Below are 17,313 nucleotides of genomic sequence, written 5' to 3'. Positions count from 1 at the left end.
CGCCTTTGCTCAGACGACGAACTGACGCAGCGACTGGCCGGAAAGCTCGTCCTTCGGAATGAACCCATCGGCACCGCTCAGCTCGACGCGGAGCCCGTAGTCACTCCGGTCGTGGCTGGAGATGAGCACGATCACTGCGTTGCCCTGCTCGCGCAGAAGCGGTACTACATCGAATCCCACCGCATCAGGCAGCATCACGTCAAGCAAAATCAGGTCAGGGTTCAAATCAGAGGCCAATTGCACGCCGCTGAGAGCCGTGGCTGTGTCCCCCACGACGACGAACGCCTCGAGCTCGAGCAGGCGACGGACCTGTTCCCGAAAACCGGAATGGTCATCGACGATCAGCACCCGTGCGTTCATGCTCTGATTGTCGCCACCGCCCGGCACGCGGCGCTATCGGGGTGCGCCCTGAGCGGGCCGGGGGCATGTGCGGATGCGGACGTCGGGGCGGCCGGAGAGGCTGAAGGGTGCAAGGAGGCACGCCATCATGATCGAACCCCTCGTTTCGCCGCGCCCCATCGCTCCGAGTCAGCCGGTCGATGCTCGCCGGAGCGGCCGGGAGGAGCTGGCGCTCTATGCGGGCAGCATCGCCCTCGCGGCGATCGTCAAGCGCAGCGGCACCCCGCTCTTCGTTCTCGACCCCGACCGCATCGCCGAGCGCTTCGCGTACTTCGGCGAGCTGCTGCCGTTCGCCCGCCTGCGCTACGCCCTGGCCGCGCTCCCCCATCCAGCCGTGATCCGCACGATCGCCGCCGCCGGCGGCGGTTTCGACGTGGTGAGCACCGGCGAGCTGGCGATGCTCGCCCACGAGGAGGTGCCGGCATCCGCGGCCGTCTACTCGCACCCGATCAAGCGGCCGGCCGCCATCGCCGCGGCCGCCGCGGCCGGCGTGCGGCTGTTCGTGGCGGACAACCCGGCCGAGGTGCGCAAGTTCCTCGGGGTGGACGCCTCGGTACGGCTGCTGATCCGGGTGCACTTCGACGGGGACGGTGCCAGCTTCGGGGTCGACGCCGCCCACGCCATGAACCTGGCGCGCTTCGCGGTCAACAACGGAATTCGGGTCGCCGGCTTCTCGGTGCACGTGGATGCCGACCGGATGAGCCCGCGGCGGTTGGAACAGGTGCTCCGCGAGACGCTGCGGCTCATCGACGAGGGCAACGCCCGGTGGCGGCTCGGGGCGGACACCCTGGACCTCGGCGGCGGGTTGCCGGCAGAGCACGAGGCCGGCGATGCCCGGCTGCGCGCCCTCGCCGCCGCGGCCGCCCGGGTGCTCGAGCCGCGCGCCCCCGCGCTCACCGTGCTGGCCGCCCTCGGCCGGTGCGTCGCCGCGCCCGCCATGCTGCTGGCCACGCGCGTGGTCGGCCAGGCGACCCGCGACGGCGCGGTCTGGCACTACCTCGACGACGGCATGCACGGCAGCTTCGCCGGGCTGCGCGACGCGGCATCCGCCCCGGCCATGTTCAGCCTGCGTGAACTGCTCGAGCCGGGTGACGTGCCGCCGCCCGCGCTCTACCCGTGCACCGTGGCCGGGGCGAGCACCGACGGCCTCGACGTCATCGCCCGCGACCTCCCGCTGCCGTCGCTCGGCATCGACGATGTGCTGCTCTGCCCGAATCTCGGCGCGTACTCACTGGTCCTGGCCTCGAACTTCGAGGCGGTGCGCCGCACGCGGGTGCACGTGCTCCACTCGCGCCGGGCAGCACAGCGGTCGGGCGCGGTGGACGCACTGTAGCTGAGCATCCCTCACTGCCTCAGGGGATTCCCTGATGCCCCGCCCGCTTCGGCCCGTCACACTTAGTGAGGTGCAGCGGCCCGCAACCTCCTAGTACCCGACGATGGAGGTGGCGGGCCGCTCATTTGTGCGCTCTGGCCGCTAGACGAGCGAGTCGCGCCACGCCGCGTGCAGCTGGGCGAAGCGCCCGGTGCCGGCGATCAGCTGCTCGGGTGATCCGTCCTCCACGATCCGGCCGTGCTCCATCACGAGCACCCGGTCGGCGATCGACACCGTCGAGAGCCGGTGCGCGATGATCACGGCGGTGCGGTCGGCGAGCAGGGTCTGCAGCGCCTGCTGGACGAGGCGCTCGCTCGGGATGTCGAGCGAGCTCGTCGCCTCGTCGAGGATCAGCACGGCGGGGTCGGCCAAGAAGGCGCGGGCGAAGGAGATCAGCTGGCGCTGGCCCGCGCTCACCCGGCCGCCGCGCTTGTTCACATCGCTGTCGTAGCCGTTCGGCAACGACTCGATGAAGTCGTGGGCGCCGACGGCACGCGCCGCGTCCTTGATCTCGTCGAGCGTGGCATCCGGCTTGCCGATGGCGATGTTGTCGGCAACCGTGCCCGAGAACAGGTATGCCTCCTGGGTGACCATCACGATGGCGCGGCGCAGGTCCTTCGGGTGCAGGTCGCGCAGATCGACGCCGTCGAGGCTCACCCTCCCGTCGCTCGGGTCGTAGAAGCGGGAGATGAGCTTGGCCAGTGTCGTCTTGCCCGCGCCCGTCGAGCCGACGAGGGCGATCGTCTGCCCGGCCGGGATCTCGAGGTCGAACTCGGGCAGCACGTCGCGATCCGGCGTGTAGGCGAAACGCACGCCGTCGAAGCGCACCGTGCCCTCGGCGTTCCACAGGTCGACCGGTTTGACCGGGTCCGGCACGCTCGGCTGCTCCTCGAGCACGCCGGAGATCTTCTCGAGCGCGCTCGAGGCCGACTGGTAGCCGTTGTAGAACATCGCCATGTCCTCCATCGGGTCGAAGAAGCGCTTGGTGTAGAGCACCGCCGCGAGCAGCACGCCGACCTCGAGGCTCCCGTCGACGACGCGGAAGCCGCCCCAGAGCAGGGTGACGGCCACCGCCGTGTTGCCGATCAGGGCCAGCCCGGGGTTGAAGACGGCGAACAGCCCGAGCACCCGGGCGTTCACGCCGCGGTAGTCCTCGACGAGCCGCCCGAACTCCTCCTCGTTGCGCTTCTCCTTGCGGAACGCCTTGACCGCGCGGATGCCGGTCATGGTCTCGACGAACTGCACGATCAGCCGGGCGGATGCGACGCGGGAACGCCGGAACTGTGCCTGGGAGCGCAGCTGGAACCAGCGGGTGAGGAAGCCGAGCGGGATCAGCGACGCCAGCAGCACCAGGCCGGACGGCGCGTCGATGATCAGCAGCATGACGGCGGTGAACACCATGTACATCAGCCCGCGCACGAGCAGCGTGAGCCCCTCGTCCAGCAGCTCGCGGATGGCGTCGAGGTCGCTGGTCTGGCGGGAGATGATGCGGCCGGAGGTGTAGGACTCGTGGAACTCGAGGCTGAGGCGCTGCGTGTGCAGGAACACCCGGGTGCGCAGGTCGATGAGCACCGCCTGGCTGATCCTGGCCGACATCCGGATGTAGCTGGCGATCAGGACGCCGCCGATGAGGCCGGTGAACAGGTAGGCGAGGCCGGCGAAGGCGACGGGGAACCAGTTCTGGTTGATCAGGGCGGGGATGCCCTGGTCGATGCCGTAGGCGATGAGCGCGGGCCCCGCGACCTGCGCGGCGCTGGAGACGACGATGGCCGCGGCCGTGATCCACAGTTTGGCGTGCAGCGGGGCGAGCAGCGAGCCGAGCAGCGCCCGGGAGCGGGCGCGGATCTGCGTGGACTCGGACTTGCTGTACTCGTCGCGCTCTTCGCCCTGGACTCCGGTGACGCTCATCGGGTCGCCTCCTCTCGCGTTGCACGCTCGGCGCGGGCTTCCGCCTCGAACTCGGCGGCGATGGTCTTCTCTGTCTCGATCGCTGTCTCTGGCGCCGGATCGGGGCCCGGGTCCTCGACGGCTGCGGCCAGGCGCGCGTCCTCCTCCAGGCTGGTGATCACGAAGCGGTAGTGCTCGCTCTCACGCAACAGCTCGGAGTGGGTGCCGACGGCCGTGATGCGGCCGTCCTCCATCAGGGCGACGCGGTCGGCGAGCATGACCGTCGACGGCCGGTGCGCGACGATCAGCGCCGTCGTGGAGGCGAGGATCTCCCGGAGCGCAGCCTCGACCTTGGCCTCGGTGGTGACGTCGAGCGCCGACAGGGGGTCATCGAGCACGAGCACGGCCGGTTTGGCGGCGACGGCGCGGGCCAGCGCCAGGCGCTGGCGCTGGCCGCCGGAGAGGCTCATGCCCTCCTCGCCGACGCGGGTGTCGAGTCCCTCCGGCAGGTCGTAGGCGAACGCCGCCTGGGCGATCGCGAGTGCCTGCTCCAGCACACGGTCGGCCTCGGCCCGGACGGACGGGTCGTCGCCGGCCAGCTCCGGCCGGCCGAGGAGCACGTTCTCGCGCACCGAGGCGCTGAACAGCGTGGCATCCTCGAACGCCATCGCGATGTGGGTGCGCAGCTCCTCGCGCTTGAACGCCCGCACGTCGACGCCGTCGAGCGTGACGGAACCGCCGGTGACGTCGTAGAGCCGGGTGGTGAGCGCGGTGAGCGTCGTCTTGCCGCAGCCGGTCAGGCCGACCAGCGCCATCGTCTCCCCCGGCGTCAACACGAGGTCGATGCCGTCGAGCAGGTCGCCGAAGCGCTCCGGCGAGTCCTGGTAGCGGAAGTGCACGTCGGTGAAGGCGAGCTCGCCGCGCGGGCGGTCCAGGCTCCGCGGCTCTGCCGGGTCGACGATGGTGTTCTCGCTGTCGATGATGTCGAAGAAGCGGTCGGTGGCGGTGCGCGCGTCGAGGGCGAAGGCGAGCATGAAGCCGATCGACTCGATCGGCCAGGCGAGCACGGTGGCCGTGGCGAAGAAGGCGACGAGCTCGCCGACGCTCAGCTGCCCCTGCGCGGCCAGCCAGATGCCGACCGTGAGGCAGATGGAGAGCGCGATCGCCGGGACGACCATGATCCACACCCAGATGTCGGCGTCGAGGCGCGCCTTGGCGATCTCGGTGCTGCGCAGCGACTCCGCCTGGCTGCGGAAGTTCGACAGCGCGTGCTTGCCGCGCCCGAACGCCTTGAGCACGCGGATGCCGTGCACCGACTCCTCGACGGCCGTGGCGAGGTCACCGGCCTGGTCCTGGCTGAGCCGGGACTTCTCGGAGTAGCGGCCCTCGAAGCGGTAGCCGGCCCACCACAGCGGGAGCGAGCAGACCAGGAAGATCAGGCCGAGCAGCCAGTTCATCGACATCAGGATGCCGACGCCGACGATGATCACGATGACGTTGACGACCGTCAACACGAGGCCGAAGGAGAGCCAGCGGCGGATCAGGCCGAGGTCGCTGACGGCGCGCGAGAGCAGCTGACCGCTCGGCCACTTGTCGTGGAAGTTGACGGGCAGGTCTTGCAGCTTGGCGTACAGCGTGTTGCGCATGCGCGCCTCAACCCGGGTGCCGGGGCCGACGACGAGCCAGCGGCGCAGGCCGTAGAGCAGCGCCTCGACGGCGCCGAGCCCGAAGACGAGCAGGGCGAGCGGCACAACGGCGGCCGCGTCCCGGTTGGCGAGCGGGCCGTCGACGATCTGCTGCAGCACCTGCGGGATGGTGAGGGCGATCAGCTGCGCGACGAGGGCGGCGAGCATGCTGCCGACGAAGGCCGGCATGGCCGGGCCGACGAAGGCGCGGAGCCGCCAGAGGGCGCGCACGGCGCCCAGCTCCGGCTTCTCGGCCGGTGTCGATGTGGGCGGGGTGGGCGGGTGCTGGGGTGCAGCGGTTGAAGACAAGTTGATTCCCAAACGGTGTGGATTCCGACGGTCCCTGGGTGCTCCAGCGGATCGACGATTGTGAGTGCAGGATGAGGGTGCTCGCCCGCGGCGCGCAGGGCGGCGGGGTGCACGGTCTCGGTGTCAGAGCGGCAGGCCGTGTGTTGGCCTGCGGATGGCGATGCCGGTGCTTGTCGCCTAGCGGGCCGGAAGGGCCGGGGCGGCCACGAGATACGGGCGGAGGGAGGCGCCACGGGCAGCGCTGTCCACGTGGCTGTCGTTCACCGTGGTGTGTGCTGTCTGTGTCATTGCATCCTCCTGAGCGCGTCGTTGTGTCACCTGCAGTGTCACCTGCAATGTTCTCTGGTGCTGGGCGTGCAGGGCGGCGGTACTGCGCACAGCCCTACAGAATATGGGGTGGACCGAGCGTTCCGCAAGGGTTTTCTCGGCACGGATTCCGTTCACGCCCCGCACGCTGACGCAGTCGAGCCGTGCGCCGTGCGAGGCCGGCCGGCGAAACGGGCGGCACGCGGCATCCGGGGCGGGGATCACCGAGGGGTCGACCGAGACTCCGGCCGAGCGCGCGGGGCCGGGCCGGCGGCCCGACCACCGAGACAGGTCAGCGGGACCGACCAGTGGGGTTCGGCTAGCGGACCCGCACGCTCAGGCAGGTGACGCAGCCCTCGAGCTTCTCGAACTCCGAGATGTCGACGGTGACGACGCGGTAGCCGAGGTCGGCGATGAGCGCGGCGCTCCGCGGGGCGGAGGCCGACATCAGCACGGTGTCCGGGCTGAGCACGACGACGGCCGCGCCGGCCTCCTCCGGCATCGCCAGGAAGCGGTCGAACAGCTCCGGGTGGTCGACGAACGGGGCCCAGCCGATCACGGTGCCGTCCGGCAGCGCGGTGACGGAGGTCTTCAGGTGCAGCGCCTTGGTCAACGGCACCGCGACGACGGTGTAGCCGTGCGGGGCCAGCAGCGCGCGCAGCTGGCGGATGCCCTCGGCGTTGGTGCGCAGCGAGCGGCCGACGTAGACGGTCTTGCCGACCTTCAGCACGTCTCCGCCGTCGAGGGTGCCCGGCGCGCTGATGCGCTCGATCGCCAGGCCGCCGAGCTCGCGGACGGCCTGCTCGGTGCCGACGGTCTCGGCGTTGCGCGACTCCGCGCCGGGGTTCGTGATCACGGCCAGCTCGCCGAACATGACCACGGTGTCCTCGATGAACACGGAGTCGGCCATCTCGGGCGCCGCGGGCACCTCGATCGTCTCCCAGCCCTCCGCGTCGAGGGCGGCGCAGTAGTTGTCCCACTGCTGGTCGGCGAGCTCGATGTTGACCGGGATGCGGTCGATGTGGGTGAGCTCGCCGTCGGCGAGGTTGGAGGCCGGGATGCGCACGAGTGCCACGTGGCGCTCCCCCGAGCGGCGCCCGACGGTGCGGTAGCCGATGATCGAGCCGTACACGCGCGGGCCGAGCAGCGCGGAGGTGATGGCGACGGAGAGCACGAACAGCAGGTTGAAGCCGACCAGGCTGCCGAACAGGTAGACGGCGACGTCGGAGGCGAGGATGTTGCCGGTGGAGGCCGAGAGCAGCACGGCCGAGCCGAGCAGCGCCCCGATGATGCCGGCGCCGAGGCCGCCGGCCAGGGCGGGCAGCCAGGCCCGCGTCGCGCCGAGCAGGTTGAACACGGCGAGCAGCACGAAGGCGATCAGCGCGGGCAGGGCGAAGAAGCCGCCGAACTGGCTGAGCGCCTGGCTCTGCTGGCCGCTGCTGATGAAGTAGCCGAGCACCGTCACCAGGTAGGCGCCGAGCACGACGGTGAGGGCGGAGAGCACCGCGGCGGAGGTGCTGCGCGGCCGCTCGGAGCGGGGGGTCGGCCGGGGCGCGAGGTGGGGGCTTGCGGCGGGCGGGGCAGGGGTGTCGGCAGCTGCGGCATCCGAAGAAGTCATGGAGCGAGACTATCGCGCGCGACGCGCAGGCCTGAAAAGCGCGGCGGCCGGGCGCACATGCGAAACGACCGGATGCCGCGGCTGCGGCATCCGGTCGTCGGGGGTGGTTCGCGCGCTCCTAGTGGAAGAAGTGACGCTCCCCGGTGAAGTACATGGTCACGCCGGCGGCGTTCGCCGCGGCGATGACCTCCTCGTCGCGCACGGAGCCTCCGGGCTGGACGACGGCGGTCACGCCGGCGTCGAGCAGCACCTGCAGGCCGTCGGCGAAGGGGAAGAAGGCGTCGGATGCCGCGACAGATCCACGCGCCCGGTCGCCAGCGCGGTTCACCGCGAGGTGGCAGGAGTCGACCCGGTTGACCTGGCCCATGCCGACGCCGACGGAGGCGCCGCCTGCGGCGAGCAGGATGCCGTTGGACTTGACCGCGCGGCAGGCGCGCCAGGCGAACTCGAGCTCGCTGCGCGTCTCGGCGTCGGCCTCGCTGCCCGCGGCGAGCGTCCAGCCGGCGGAGCTGAAGTCGGCGAAGGAGTCGGCCTGCTGCATCAGCAGGCCGCCGGAGACCTGGCGGATCTCGGTGGCCGTCGGGCGGTAGTCGGCCGGCAGCTGGAGCAGGCGGATGTTCTTCTTCGCGGTGAGGATCTCGACGGCCTCCTCGTCGAAGGCCGGGGCGACGAGCACCTCGGTGAAGATGGCGCTCACGGTGCGGGCCATCTCGGCGGTGACGGTGCGGTTGGCGGCGATGACGCCCCCGAAGGCCGACACCGGGTCGCAGGCGTGGGCCCGCTCGTGCGCCGAGGCGATGGGGTCGGCGGCATCCGTCGCCGCGACGGCGATTCCGCACGGGTTGGCGTGCTTGATGATCGCGACGGCCGGCAGGTCAAAGTCGTAGGCGGCGCGCACGGCGGCGTCGGCGTCGACGAAGTTGTTGTACGACATCTCCTTGCCGTGCAGCTGCGTGGCCTGGGCGATGCCGCCGCCCTCGCGGTTGCGGTAGAGCGCCGCCTTCTGGTGCGAGTTCTCGCCGTAGCGCAGGCTCTGCTGGCGGGTCCAGGTGGCGCCGACCCAGCCGGGGAAGCCGGTTCCCTCGTCGTCGGGGGCGACGACGTTGCCGATCCAGCTGGCGACGTTGACGTCGTAGGTGGCGGTGTGCCGGAACGCCTCGGCGGCGAGGGCCTGGCGCTGGGCGAGGGTGGTGCCGCCGGCCTGCAGCGCCGCGATGATCACGGGGTAGCGGGTGGGCGAGACAACGATGGCCACGTTGGCGTGGTTCTTCGCCGAGGCGCGCACCATGGCGGGGCCGCCGATGTCGATCTGCTCGACGACGTCGCTGGCGGGGGCGCCGGAGGCGACCGTCTCGGCGAAGGGGTAGAGGTTCACGACGACGAGCTCGAACGGCGCGATGCCGAGCTCGAGCAGCTGCGCCTCGTGCGACTCGAGGCGGAGGTCTGCGAGCAGGCCAGCGTGCACGGCCGGGTGCAGCGTCTTGACGCGTCCGTCGAGGGCCTCGGCGAAGCCGGTGACGCTGGCGACATCGGTCACGGCGAAGCCCGCATCGCGGATGGTCGAGGCGGTCGAGCCCGTCGAGACGATCTCGACGCCGGATGCCGCAAGCGCGGCGGCCAGCTCAAGCAGATCGGTCTTGTCGCTCACCGAGAGCAGCGCGCGCCGCACCGGGACGATGTCGCGGGAACGGTAGAGGGACGGGTCGTGACTGGGGCCGCTCATTGCGTGCTGAACTCCTTGAGGTTGATGTGGCCGGTGGCGATATCGCGCACCGCCTGGATGAGCAGGCGGCGTTCGACGGGTTTGATGCGCTCGTGCAGGTCGTGCTCGGTGTCGCCGGGCAGGACGCCGACGCGCTCTTGCACCACGATGGGCCCGCCGTCGACGCTGTTGTCGACGATGATCAGGCTCGCGCCGCTTTGATCGACACCGGCGTCGATCGCGTCGCGAACCCCGTGGGCCCCGGGGAACTCGGGGAGGTAGGCGGGGTGGGTGTTCAACAGGTTCGGGGTGAGACCGGCGACGAAGCGCGGCGGCACGAGGCGCATCATCCCGCTCAGCACGACGAGGTCCGGGCTCCACTGCTGCACCTGGGCGAGGAGCTCGTCACCCCAGCTGGCCCGGTCGGGGAAGGAGGTGAACGGCACCGTGAAGGTGGGGATGCCGAACTCCTCGCCGAGGGCCAGGCCCTCGGCATCGCGGTCGGCGCCGATGGCGACGACGCGGGCGCCGAAATCCTCGGCCAGTGTGGCTTCGAGCAGTGCCCGGAGGTTCGATCCGGTTCCAGAGATCAACACGACGAGCTTCAGCACGCTTTGAGCCTACCGCAGCGGGTTCGACCCTCCCGTTCAGGCGGTCGGGCCGGCTGCCGGCTCGGAGGCCGGCTCCGACTCCGGCTTGGCCTGCGCCGAGCGACGGAACCGGCTGGGCAGCACGCTGACCGCGCCGGCGTACAGGCCGAGCACGGCAGGCAGCCCCACCTCCAGGGCGGCGAAGGCGGCGACCAGCCACGGGTTGGGGCCGACCTCCTGCAGCCGGCCCGGCCCGGCCGAACCCGCGGAGATCCAGGCCAGCATGCCCAGGATGACGCCGGCCACGACGCCGGCGGCCAGGCCCTGACCGACGAGGATCGGCGCGGAGGGCTTCGCCTCCGTCATGCGCTGGCGCAACAGCATCCCGATGGCGAAGCCGGCCAGGATCGGGACGAGCAACACGAGGAAGCCCGGGCCGGCGCTGCCATCCGGCAGCGCCCCGAGCAGCGGCAGCCCGGGCACGGGGCCGAGCACGGTGGCGCCGGGCGAGACGCTGCTGCCGGCACCGACGGCGAAGCCGGGGCCGACGACCCAGCTGGCAGACCAGATGACGGCATTGGGCAGCAGGGCCAGCTGCAGCAGGGTGAGGGCGATGCCGCCGAGCGCGCCCGCCTGCAGCGACTCGTACAGGCCGATGACCGTGGCGTAGCGGGTGAACAGTGAGAGGCAGAACAGCAGGGCGCCGGCCGCGAGGATGACGGCGGCGGCGATCGTTCCGCCGCGCAGGCTCTCGGCGATCAGGCGCACGGCGACGGGGTTCAGCTCGTCCACCCAGCTGCGCACCGCAGCGGCGAGGCGCCGGCCGAGCGTGCCGAGCACCGCGCGGCGGGAGAGCGCGAGCCCGGTGAGGACGGATGCCGCGTAGACCAGCCCGGGCAGCAGCAGAGCCGTGGCGGCGGCCGGGGACGCGATGGGGTGCCGCGCGCTCACGGCGATGAGTGCGGCCAGCCCCCAGAACACCGCCACGACGATGGCGGCAGCCTGCACCGGGTGGGCCGAGTGGCCGGCACGGCGGCCGGCGCCGACACCGAGCACGATGGTGAGCAGGGCGAAGCCGAGCAGGGCGATCGACACGGTGAACGCGGCATCCGCGCCGGGCAGGGCCAGCGCGCTCACGAAGGCGGCGGGCAGGGTGATCGTCAGGTCGACGCCGTGGCCGAGCAGCCAGACGTCGGCGGCCGCGCGCCAGAACACCGTCCAGTCGGCGCTCAGGCCACTCCCCGTCGCCCAGAGGATCGTCAGCGGCACGAGGGCGATGCCGAGCCCGATGGCGACGGAAATGGCCGCTTCGAGGGCGGCGAGCAGGGCGATGGTTATGCGGTTCATGCGCTCACGAGCCTACCCGCGACACCGCACGCGAGCAGGCAGAAGCGCGGCTGCCCCGCAAATCCGGCCGGCTACTTCTTGCGGTACGGTGCCCGGGCCAGGGCGACCAGGCAGCCCAGGCCCACGAGGATCATCACGCCGGCGAAGCCGAAGATGCCGATCCGGAACAAGTTCTCGATGAGCGCGTAGTCCATATGCTGAGTATTGCTCGCTCAGGGCTTCTTGTCACTGTTTTCGAGAACTGCCTCTGCGTCGTCAGCGCCGCCACTCGAGACGGCATCCGCACCGTCGTCGAGCGGCCCGGCGGGTTCCGCGCCCGCGTCGCCTGCTCCCACACCCCCGGCTCCCACACCCCCGGCTCCCACACCCCCGGCTCCCACATCCCCAGCTCCCGCATCCGCTTCGGTGTCGAGCTCCTCCCCCGTGCGCTGCAGCAGCTCGGCGACGAGCACGGCCAGCAGCGCCAGCACGGCCGTCCACACGATGGTGCTGCCGTGCAGCGGACGCGAGAGCAGCAGCACCGCGCTGGCGACCACCGCGATCAGCACGCGCACCAGCACCCGCTGCCGGTACATCCACAGCCCGAACCGGCCGGTGGTGATGCCGCGGTGCTCGGCCGCACGGCGCACCGAGCTGATGCCGGAGCCGATGAATCCGCGCAGCTTGGCGGCGAGGGAGTACGGCCCGCTGAACCAGGCGATGAGCGCGATCGTGAACGCCAGAACGATGAGCGCCGTCGTCGTGGACTGCATCAGCTGGATGAGCTGGTCATAGATCGCCCCGGCGGCGTCGCTCGGCAGCGTGGTCGACGCCGTCGCGGCGAGGAAGAAGTAGCGGCCGATGCCGAAGCCGGCGGCCAGGATCAGCATGAGGATGCCGAGCGCGACCGCGGTGGCGACCAGCGCTGTCACCTTGCGCCGCGCCAGCAGCACACCGGCGGCCAGCAGGACGAGCGTGAGGATGGGCACCCAGCTGCCGACCGCGATGGCCAGGCCGTACACGAGCTGGGCCGTGGTGAACGCGTCGGCGGTCGCGACGACAACGGTGAGCTCGATCGCGGGGATGCTCGCGGCGAAACCGAAGCCCTGCGCGACGAGCCGCTTCTTGACCTCGTCGACGAGCGGGCCGATCTGGATGCCGAGCTCGCCGCTGTTGATCGCGAGGGCGGCGTTGGGGTCGCCCTCCAGCGTGGCGGTCAGCTGTTTGTGGCTCACCCGCAGCGCCCCGGCCCAGAGGTCGCTGAAGGTGTCGGAGGCGACGAGCCGGTCCACGGAGGTCGCCACGAGGTTCTGGACGCCGGCCACGGCGGGTGCCTCGAGCAGCCCGAGCGCGTCCGCGGCGCGCGGCGGCAGCCCCAGCTCCTTGAGCCCGTCGAAGAGGTCGGCGGTGATGCCGGGGATGTCGACCTTGGACTCGATCGCGGTGACGAGCTGCGCCGAGATGAAGTCCTGCACGGCCGGGTCGTCGGCGAGCGGGGCGAATGTCGCCACGAACTGGTCGGTGCTGCTGAGCTGCAGCTTCGCCCAGCTGGAGACCACGGCGATCGGGGCAAGTACGAGGCCGATCACGATGAGCACGGCGGAGAGCACCGACCAGGCGCGGCTGCGCCGGTGCGGGACGGCGGGGCCCACCGGCGTGGCCTCCCCCGATCGGAGTGCCGCGTTCTCACGCTGCAAGCGGGCGACCAGCGCCTCCAACTCTGCGGTGCTGCTCCGGGCCATGGCGTGCCTCCTCCGAGTGCTGTTGCCACTGTAGCGAGGCGCGGCCCCGCGCGACAGGGCCAATGTCGCCGACGCCGGCGGGCCGCCGGGCATGCAGAAGGCCCGCCCCGCGCAAGCGGAGCGGGCCTTCGTGAGAACGCTGTGTTGGTCGCGGCGCCTTAGAGGGCGGCGTAGACCTCGCGCAGCAGTGCGGCGGTCTCGGACGGCGTCTTGCCGACCTTGACACCGGCGGCCTCGAGGGCTTCCTTCTTGCCCTGTGCGGTTCCTGCTCCGTCGGAGACGATGGCGCCGGCGTGGCCCATGGTCTTGCCCTCTGGCGCGGTGAAGCCTGCAACGTAGCCGACGACCGGCTTGGTGACGTGTGCCTTGATGTAGGCGGCAGCGTTCTCCTCGGCGTCGCCACCGATCTCGCCGATCATGACGATCGCCTTGGTCTCGGGGTCGGCCTCGAACGCAGCGAGTGCGTCGATGTGCGTGGTGCCGATGATGGGGTCGCCACCGATGCCGATCGCGGTCGAGAAGCCGAGGTCGCGCAGCTCGTACATCATCTGGTAGGTCAGGGTGCCCGACTTCGAGACGAGGCCGATCGGGCCCTTGCCGGTGATGTTCGCCGGCGTGATGCCGACGAGGGCCTCACCGGGCGTGATGATTCCGGGGCAGTTCGGCCCGATGATGCGGGACTTGTTGCCCTTCTCGACGTTGTAGGCCCAGAACTCGGCCGAGTCGGCAACGGGAACGCCCTCGGTGATGATCACGAGGAGGGGGATCTCGGCGTCGATGGCCTCGACCACGGCGTCCTTGGTGAAGGCCGGCGGGACGAAGGCGATCGACACGTCAGCGCCGGTCTTCTCCATGGCTTCTGCGACCGTTGCGAAAACGGGCAGCTCGACCGAGTTGCCTGCCGCGTCGGTGTGGACGACGACGGTGCCGGCCTTGCGGGCGTTGACGCCACCGACGACCTGGGTGCCGGCCTTGAGCATGAGGGCGGTGTGCTTGGTGCCCTCACCGCCGGTGATGCCCTGGACGATGACCTTGGAGTCCTTGTTGAGGAAGATTGACATGTTCGAGAATCCCTTACTTCGCAGCGTGGGCGAGCTCAGCGGCCTTGTCGGCGCCCTCGTCCATGGTGGCGGCCAGAGTGACCAACGGGTGGTTCGCTTCCGCAAGGATGCGACGACCCTCTTCGACGTTGTTGCCGTCGAGGCGCACAACGAGCGGCTTGTTCGCGGCGCTTCCGAGCTCGGCGAGCGCGCCGACGATGCCCTTGGCAACGGCGTCGCACGCGGTGATGCCACCGAAGACGTTGACGAAGACCGACTTGACCTGCGGGTCACCCAGGATGACGTCGAGGCCTGCAGCCATCACCTCGGCGGATGCTCCGCCTCCGATGTCCAGGAAGTTGGCGGGCTTCACGTTGCCGTGGTTCTCGCCGGCGTAGGCAACGACGTCGAGGGTCGACATGACGAGGCCTGCACCGTTGCCGATGACACCCACCTCACCATCGAGCTTGACGTAGTTGAGGTCGTTCGCCTTGGCCTTGGCCTCGAGCGGGTCAGCGGCGTCCTTGTCTTCCAGCTCCACGTGGTGCGGGTGGCGGAAGTCGGCGTTCTCGTCGAGGCTGACCTTGCCGTCGAGGGCGATGATGTCACCCTCCTCGGTGAGGACGAGGGGGTTGACCTCGACGAGCGTCGCGTCCTCACCCTTGTAGACGTTGTAGAGCTTGACGAAGACGGGAGCAACCTTCTCGACGAGCTCGGCCGGGAACTTCGCGGCGATCACGATCTCACGGGCCTTGTCGAGGTCGATGCCCGCGTTGGGGTCGATCGCGATGCGAGCGAGCGCATCGGGCTTCTCCACGGCGAGCACCTCGATCTCGACGCCACCTTCATAGCTGGCGAGCGAGAGGTAGGAGCGGTTCGAGCGGTCGAGCATCACCGAGAAGTAGAACTCCTGCGCGATGCGGGCGCCGCCGGCGACCATGACGCGCTTGACGGTGTGGCCCTTGATGTCGAGCCCGAGGATCGCGCGGCCTGCGGCCTCAGCGTCTTCGGGCGTCTTGGCGACCTTGACGCCGCCGGCCTTGCCACGGCCTCCGACCTTGACCTGGGCCTTGACGACCACAACGCCGCCGAGCTTCTCGGCTGCTGCACGCACCTCCTCGGGGGTGTCTGCGACGATGCCCGGGAGTACCGGGACCTCGTACTTCTCAAATAGGTCTCTGGCCTGGTACTCGTAAAGATCCACGCTGCTCTTCCAATCCGCGCTCAGCGTTCCTGCATTGGTGTGTGGGGCGGCTACAGCGCGCAGACGAAAATAGCTTGACGTCAAGACACACTGGCCGAGCACAAGCCTACCCGCTCAGCCGGGGGCTCGCTCACCCTCGGTGCAGCGCGGAAAGCACCTCGGCCAGGGTCTGTGCGTCTCCGACGTTTCCGGGCACGACCACGTACAGAATCTCGCGCTGGTTCCGGGCGCGCAGGCGCCAGACCGAGACGCCGGGGAGCACCTGCCCGAGCACGAGGGCGGACTGCGCGCCGAGGCCATGCGTCGCGACGTCCGCCGAGGTGATGCCGCCCTTGGCGATGACGACTTCGATGCGTGGCAGCACGGTGCGCACGACGGCCGTGAGGGCCTCCATCACCTGTTCGCCGTGGCCGAGGGTGTTGTGTGCGGATGAGCGGGTGCGCTCGCTGGTGACGACCGCGACGCCGCGGCGTTCCAGTTGGCTGAGGGCCGAGACAGCGGCGGGCTCGGCGGCCGCCCAGGGGTCGGTCAGGGCCGCAACGGTGTCGACCACCGCCGCATCCGGCCAGGCGCCGGTGATCGCGGCCAGCTGTGCTGCGGCGCCCGCGGTGTGCGATCCGCAGACCAGCAGTGTCGGCACGGGGCCGGCGACGAGGGGCCGGGCGAGCAGGCCGTCGCTCTCGACGCCGGCGAGCACCGCGGCGAGCGGGGCGGCCGAGCGCACGATGACGTCGGCGCCTGCGGCACGGGCCGCCTGGATCTCGCCGGCGATGAGGCGCACGTCGTCGTTGTCCTCCGCGTCCGGGAGCACGACGGCTCCCGGCGCACCGCGCAGGGCGGCGGCGAGCCGGCCCGGGGTGCGGACCTCGGCGAGCGGAACACCGACGGCGGGCCTGGCCGATTTCTCCGCGACATAGTCGGCCAGCACGCCTGTGGAGAAGGGGAAGACGGGGTCGGCGGCGAACTCCGTCTCGTGGGCCGGAACGCGGACCCCGTCGACCTGGACGTAGTGCACGCCGCCGACCGTTGTGCGCCCGCCGTCGGGGAAGGCGGGCACGAACACCATCACTGCCCCGTCCCCGAGGAACACCTCGGTCTCGGCGAAGACGTGGCCGCGCAGCGTGGAGTCCCCGCGCAGCACGAACTGGATCTCCTCGCCGAGGCGGCGGCCGGCCTCGAGCGCGTCCTCGCGCACCCGGCGCACGAAGTCGACCGCGGCCGCCGTGTCGACGGCCCGGCTGTTCGTCTGCACGTAGACGCTGGCGGCCTCGCGCAGTGCGGCCTCCAGCAACCCGGCGTCGCTCTGCAGCAGGACGGTCACGCCGCTGGCTGACTGGGTTCCCGTGGGGTCGTCATCGAGTACGACGGTCTTCATGATTGCCTTTCAGTGGAGCCGGCTCGGGGCCTGGGCCCCGAGCGCGTAGAAGTCGTGGATGTGGTCGTGCATGAGGCGCGAGGCCTCCTCGGGGGTACCGGCGCCGAGCGCGTCCAGGATGGCGCGATGCTCGGCGCGCACCGTCTCGGCGGTGAGCCGCCAGTCGGGCAGGGCGGAGTAGGCCTCGACCATCTGTCGGTTGATGGCTGTGCGCAATGCGGCCATCAGGTGCGCGGTCAGCGCGTTGCCGGTCGCGTCGGCGACGCGCGTGTGGAAGGCCGCGTCCAGCCCGTTGAACGCGGCCGCCGTGATCGCCGGCTCGTCCATGCGGTCCAGGATGCCGCTGAGAGCGGCGAGGTCGGCCGGCCCGGCCCGCCGCGCCGCCTCGGCGGCCGACCAGCTCTCCAGCGCGACGCGCGTCTCGAGCACGTCGACGGCGGTGAACTGGCCGAGCGCGAGCTGCAGCTTGAGCAGGTTGACGAAGCCGGGGCCGGGCACCCCCAGCAGCACCGCCCCGCCCCCTGCCCCGCCGCCGCGGCGGATGTCGAGGATGCCGAGGGCCTCGAGGACGCGCAGCGACTCACGCAGCGACGGCCGGGACACCCCGAGCATGGCGGCGAGTTCCCGTTCGCTCGGCAGGTGGTCGCCTGCGCGCAGGCGTCCATCGAGGATGCGCTCCTCGATCTGCGCCATCACCTGCTCGGAGGTGCGCACCCGCTGCACGGGTGTCCAGCCGTTCGTGCCGTTCACGCTCTCGC

Annotated in this window: 14 protein-coding genes; 1 reads left to right on the top strand and 13 read right to left on the bottom strand. The window is 70.9% G+C overall.

The window, feature by feature from the left end:
* Window positions 1-9: 9 nt before the first annotated feature.
* Entirely contained in the window at window positions 10-360 is a 351-nt protein-coding gene (locus BLT62_RS05385; RefSeq protein WP_083363134.1) for a response regulator, read from the bottom strand.
* Between the two features lie 127 nt (window positions 361-487).
* On the opposite strand from BLT62_RS05385, the gene BLT62_RS05380 reads away from it, so the two are divergent.
* Window positions 488-1,732 (top strand): type III PLP-dependent enzyme domain-containing protein, encoded by a 1,245-nt coding sequence (locus tag BLT62_RS05380; RefSeq protein WP_172829644.1) that lies wholly within the window; start codon window positions 488-490, stop codon window positions 1,730-1,732.
* A gap of 141 nt (window positions 1,733-1,873) precedes the next feature.
* Here the strand turns inward: BLT62_RS05380 and BLT62_RS05375 are convergent, their stop codons facing one another.
* From BLT62_RS05375 to BLT62_RS05325, 12 genes are all read right to left on the bottom strand, one after another.
* The gene (locus BLT62_RS05375) at window positions 1,874-3,679 is read right to left on the bottom strand and encodes an ABC transporter ATP-binding protein (RefSeq protein ID WP_083363132.1); all 1,806 of its coding nucleotides are present in this window, start codon (window positions 3,677-3,679) and stop codon (window positions 1,874-1,876) included.
* Window positions 3,676-5,652: an ABC transporter ATP-binding protein gene (locus BLT62_RS05370; protein WP_083365321.1), complete on the bottom strand. Its 1,977-nt coding sequence runs from the start codon at window positions 5,650-5,652 to the stop codon at window positions 3,676-3,678. The genes BLT62_RS05375 and BLT62_RS05370 overlap by 4 nt, the downstream gene beginning before the upstream one ends.
* 625 nt (window positions 5,653-6,277) lie before the next feature.
* Window positions 6,278-7,576, bottom strand: coding sequence for a dimethylargininase (ddaH, locus tag BLT62_RS18310; protein ID WP_083363131.1), 1,299 nt, complete (start codon window positions 7,574-7,576; stop codon window positions 6,278-6,280).
* Between the two features lie 118 nt (window positions 7,577-7,694).
* A complete protein-coding gene (purH, locus tag BLT62_RS05360) occupies window positions 7,695-9,299 on the bottom strand; it encodes a bifunctional phosphoribosylaminoimidazolecarboxamide formyltransferase/IMP cyclohydrolase (protein WP_083363130.1) in 1,605 nt (534 codons plus the stop codon).
* The gene (gene purN / locus BLT62_RS05355; RefSeq protein WP_083363129.1) at window positions 9,296-9,889 is read right to left on the bottom strand and encodes a phosphoribosylglycinamide formyltransferase; all 594 of its coding nucleotides are present in this window, start codon (window positions 9,887-9,889) and stop codon (window positions 9,296-9,298) included. Before purN ends, purH begins: the two co-directional genes overlap by 4 nt.
* A gap of 36 nt (window positions 9,890-9,925) precedes the next feature.
* Entirely contained in the window at window positions 9,926-11,215 is a 1,290-nt protein-coding gene (locus tag BLT62_RS05350) for a cell division protein PerM (protein ID WP_197675169.1), read from the bottom strand.
* A 71-nt stretch (window positions 11,216-11,286) separates the two neighbouring features.
* Complete coding sequence (locus BLT62_RS18305) at window positions 11,287-11,409, bottom strand: hypothetical protein (protein WP_267892606.1); 123 nt, start codon at window positions 11,407-11,409, stop codon at window positions 11,287-11,289.
* Between the two features lie 18 nt (window positions 11,410-11,427).
* The gene (locus BLT62_RS05345; protein ID WP_083363128.1) at window positions 11,428-12,936 is read right to left on the bottom strand and encodes a hypothetical protein; all 1,509 of its coding nucleotides are present in this window, start codon (window positions 12,934-12,936) and stop codon (window positions 11,428-11,430) included.
* Between the two features lie 158 nt (window positions 12,937-13,094).
* Entirely contained in the window at window positions 13,095-13,997 is a 903-nt protein-coding gene (sucD, locus tag BLT62_RS05340; RefSeq protein WP_083363127.1) for a succinate--CoA ligase subunit alpha, read from the bottom strand.
* Window positions 13,998-14,010: 13 nt separating this feature from the next.
* Window positions 14,011-15,180 carry an ADP-forming succinate--CoA ligase subunit beta gene (sucC, locus tag BLT62_RS05335; RefSeq protein WP_083363126.1) on the bottom strand — a complete coding sequence of 390 codons (1,170 nt, stop codon included), beginning with the start codon at window positions 15,178-15,180 and terminating at the stop codon, window positions 14,011-14,013.
* 130 nt (window positions 15,181-15,310) lie between these two features.
* A complete protein-coding gene (locus BLT62_RS05330) occupies window positions 15,311-16,555 on the bottom strand; it encodes a four-carbon acid sugar kinase family protein (protein ID WP_083363125.1) in 1,245 nt (414 codons plus the stop codon).
* Between the two features lie 9 nt (window positions 16,556-16,564).
* Window positions 16,565-17,305 (bottom strand): FadR/GntR family transcriptional regulator, encoded by a 741-nt coding sequence (locus BLT62_RS05325; RefSeq protein WP_197675168.1) that lies wholly within the window; start codon window positions 17,303-17,305, stop codon window positions 16,565-16,567.
* Window positions 17,306-17,313: the final 8 nt, after the last annotated feature.

It is taken from the genome of Microterricola viridarii (assembly GCF_900104895.1).
Taxonomy (GTDB): domain Bacteria; phylum Actinomycetota; class Actinomycetes; order Actinomycetales; family Microbacteriaceae; genus Microterricola; species Microterricola viridarii.
The sequence above is the reverse complement of the archived record's forward strand: the minus strand, read 5'-3'. Positions and strand labels throughout refer to the sequence as shown.

Bases quoted from the DNA above. Each gene is read 5' to 3' on its own strand.
- BLT62_RS05385 (WP_083363134.1), bottom strand. From the start codon at position 360: ATGAACGCACGGGTGCTGATCGTCGATGACCATTCCGGTTTTCGGGAA.
- BLT62_RS05380 (WP_172829644.1), top strand. From the start codon at position 488: ATGATCGAACCCCTCGTTTCGCCGCGCCCCATCGCTCCGAGTCAGCCG.
- BLT62_RS05375 (WP_083363132.1), bottom strand. From the start codon at position 3,679: ATGAGCGTCACCGGAGTCCAGGGCGAAGAGCGCGACGAGTACAGCAAG.
- ddaH (WP_083363131.1), bottom strand. From the start codon at position 7,576: ATGACTTCTTCGGATGCCGCAGCTGCCGACACCCCTGCCCCGCCCGCC.
- purH (WP_083363130.1), bottom strand. From the start codon at position 9,299: ATGAGCGGCCCCAGTCACGACCCGTCCCTCTACCGTTCCCGCGACATC.
- BLT62_RS05350 (WP_197675169.1), bottom strand. From the start codon at position 11,215: ATGAACCGCATAACCATCGCCCTGCTCGCCGCCCTCGAAGCGGCCATT.
- BLT62_RS18305 (WP_267892606.1), bottom strand. From the start codon at position 11,409: ATGGACTACGCGCTCATCGAGAACTTGTTCCGGATCGGCATCTTCGGC.
- BLT62_RS05345 (WP_083363128.1), bottom strand. From the start codon at position 12,936: ATGGCCCGGAGCAGCACCGCAGAGTTGGAGGCGCTGGTCGCCCGCTTG.
- sucD (WP_083363127.1), bottom strand. From the start codon at position 13,997: ATGTCAATCTTCCTCAACAAGGACTCCAAGGTCATCGTCCAGGGCATC.
- BLT62_RS05330 (WP_083363125.1), bottom strand. From the start codon at position 16,555: ATGAAGACCGTCGTACTCGATGACGACCCCACGGGAACCCAGTCAGCC.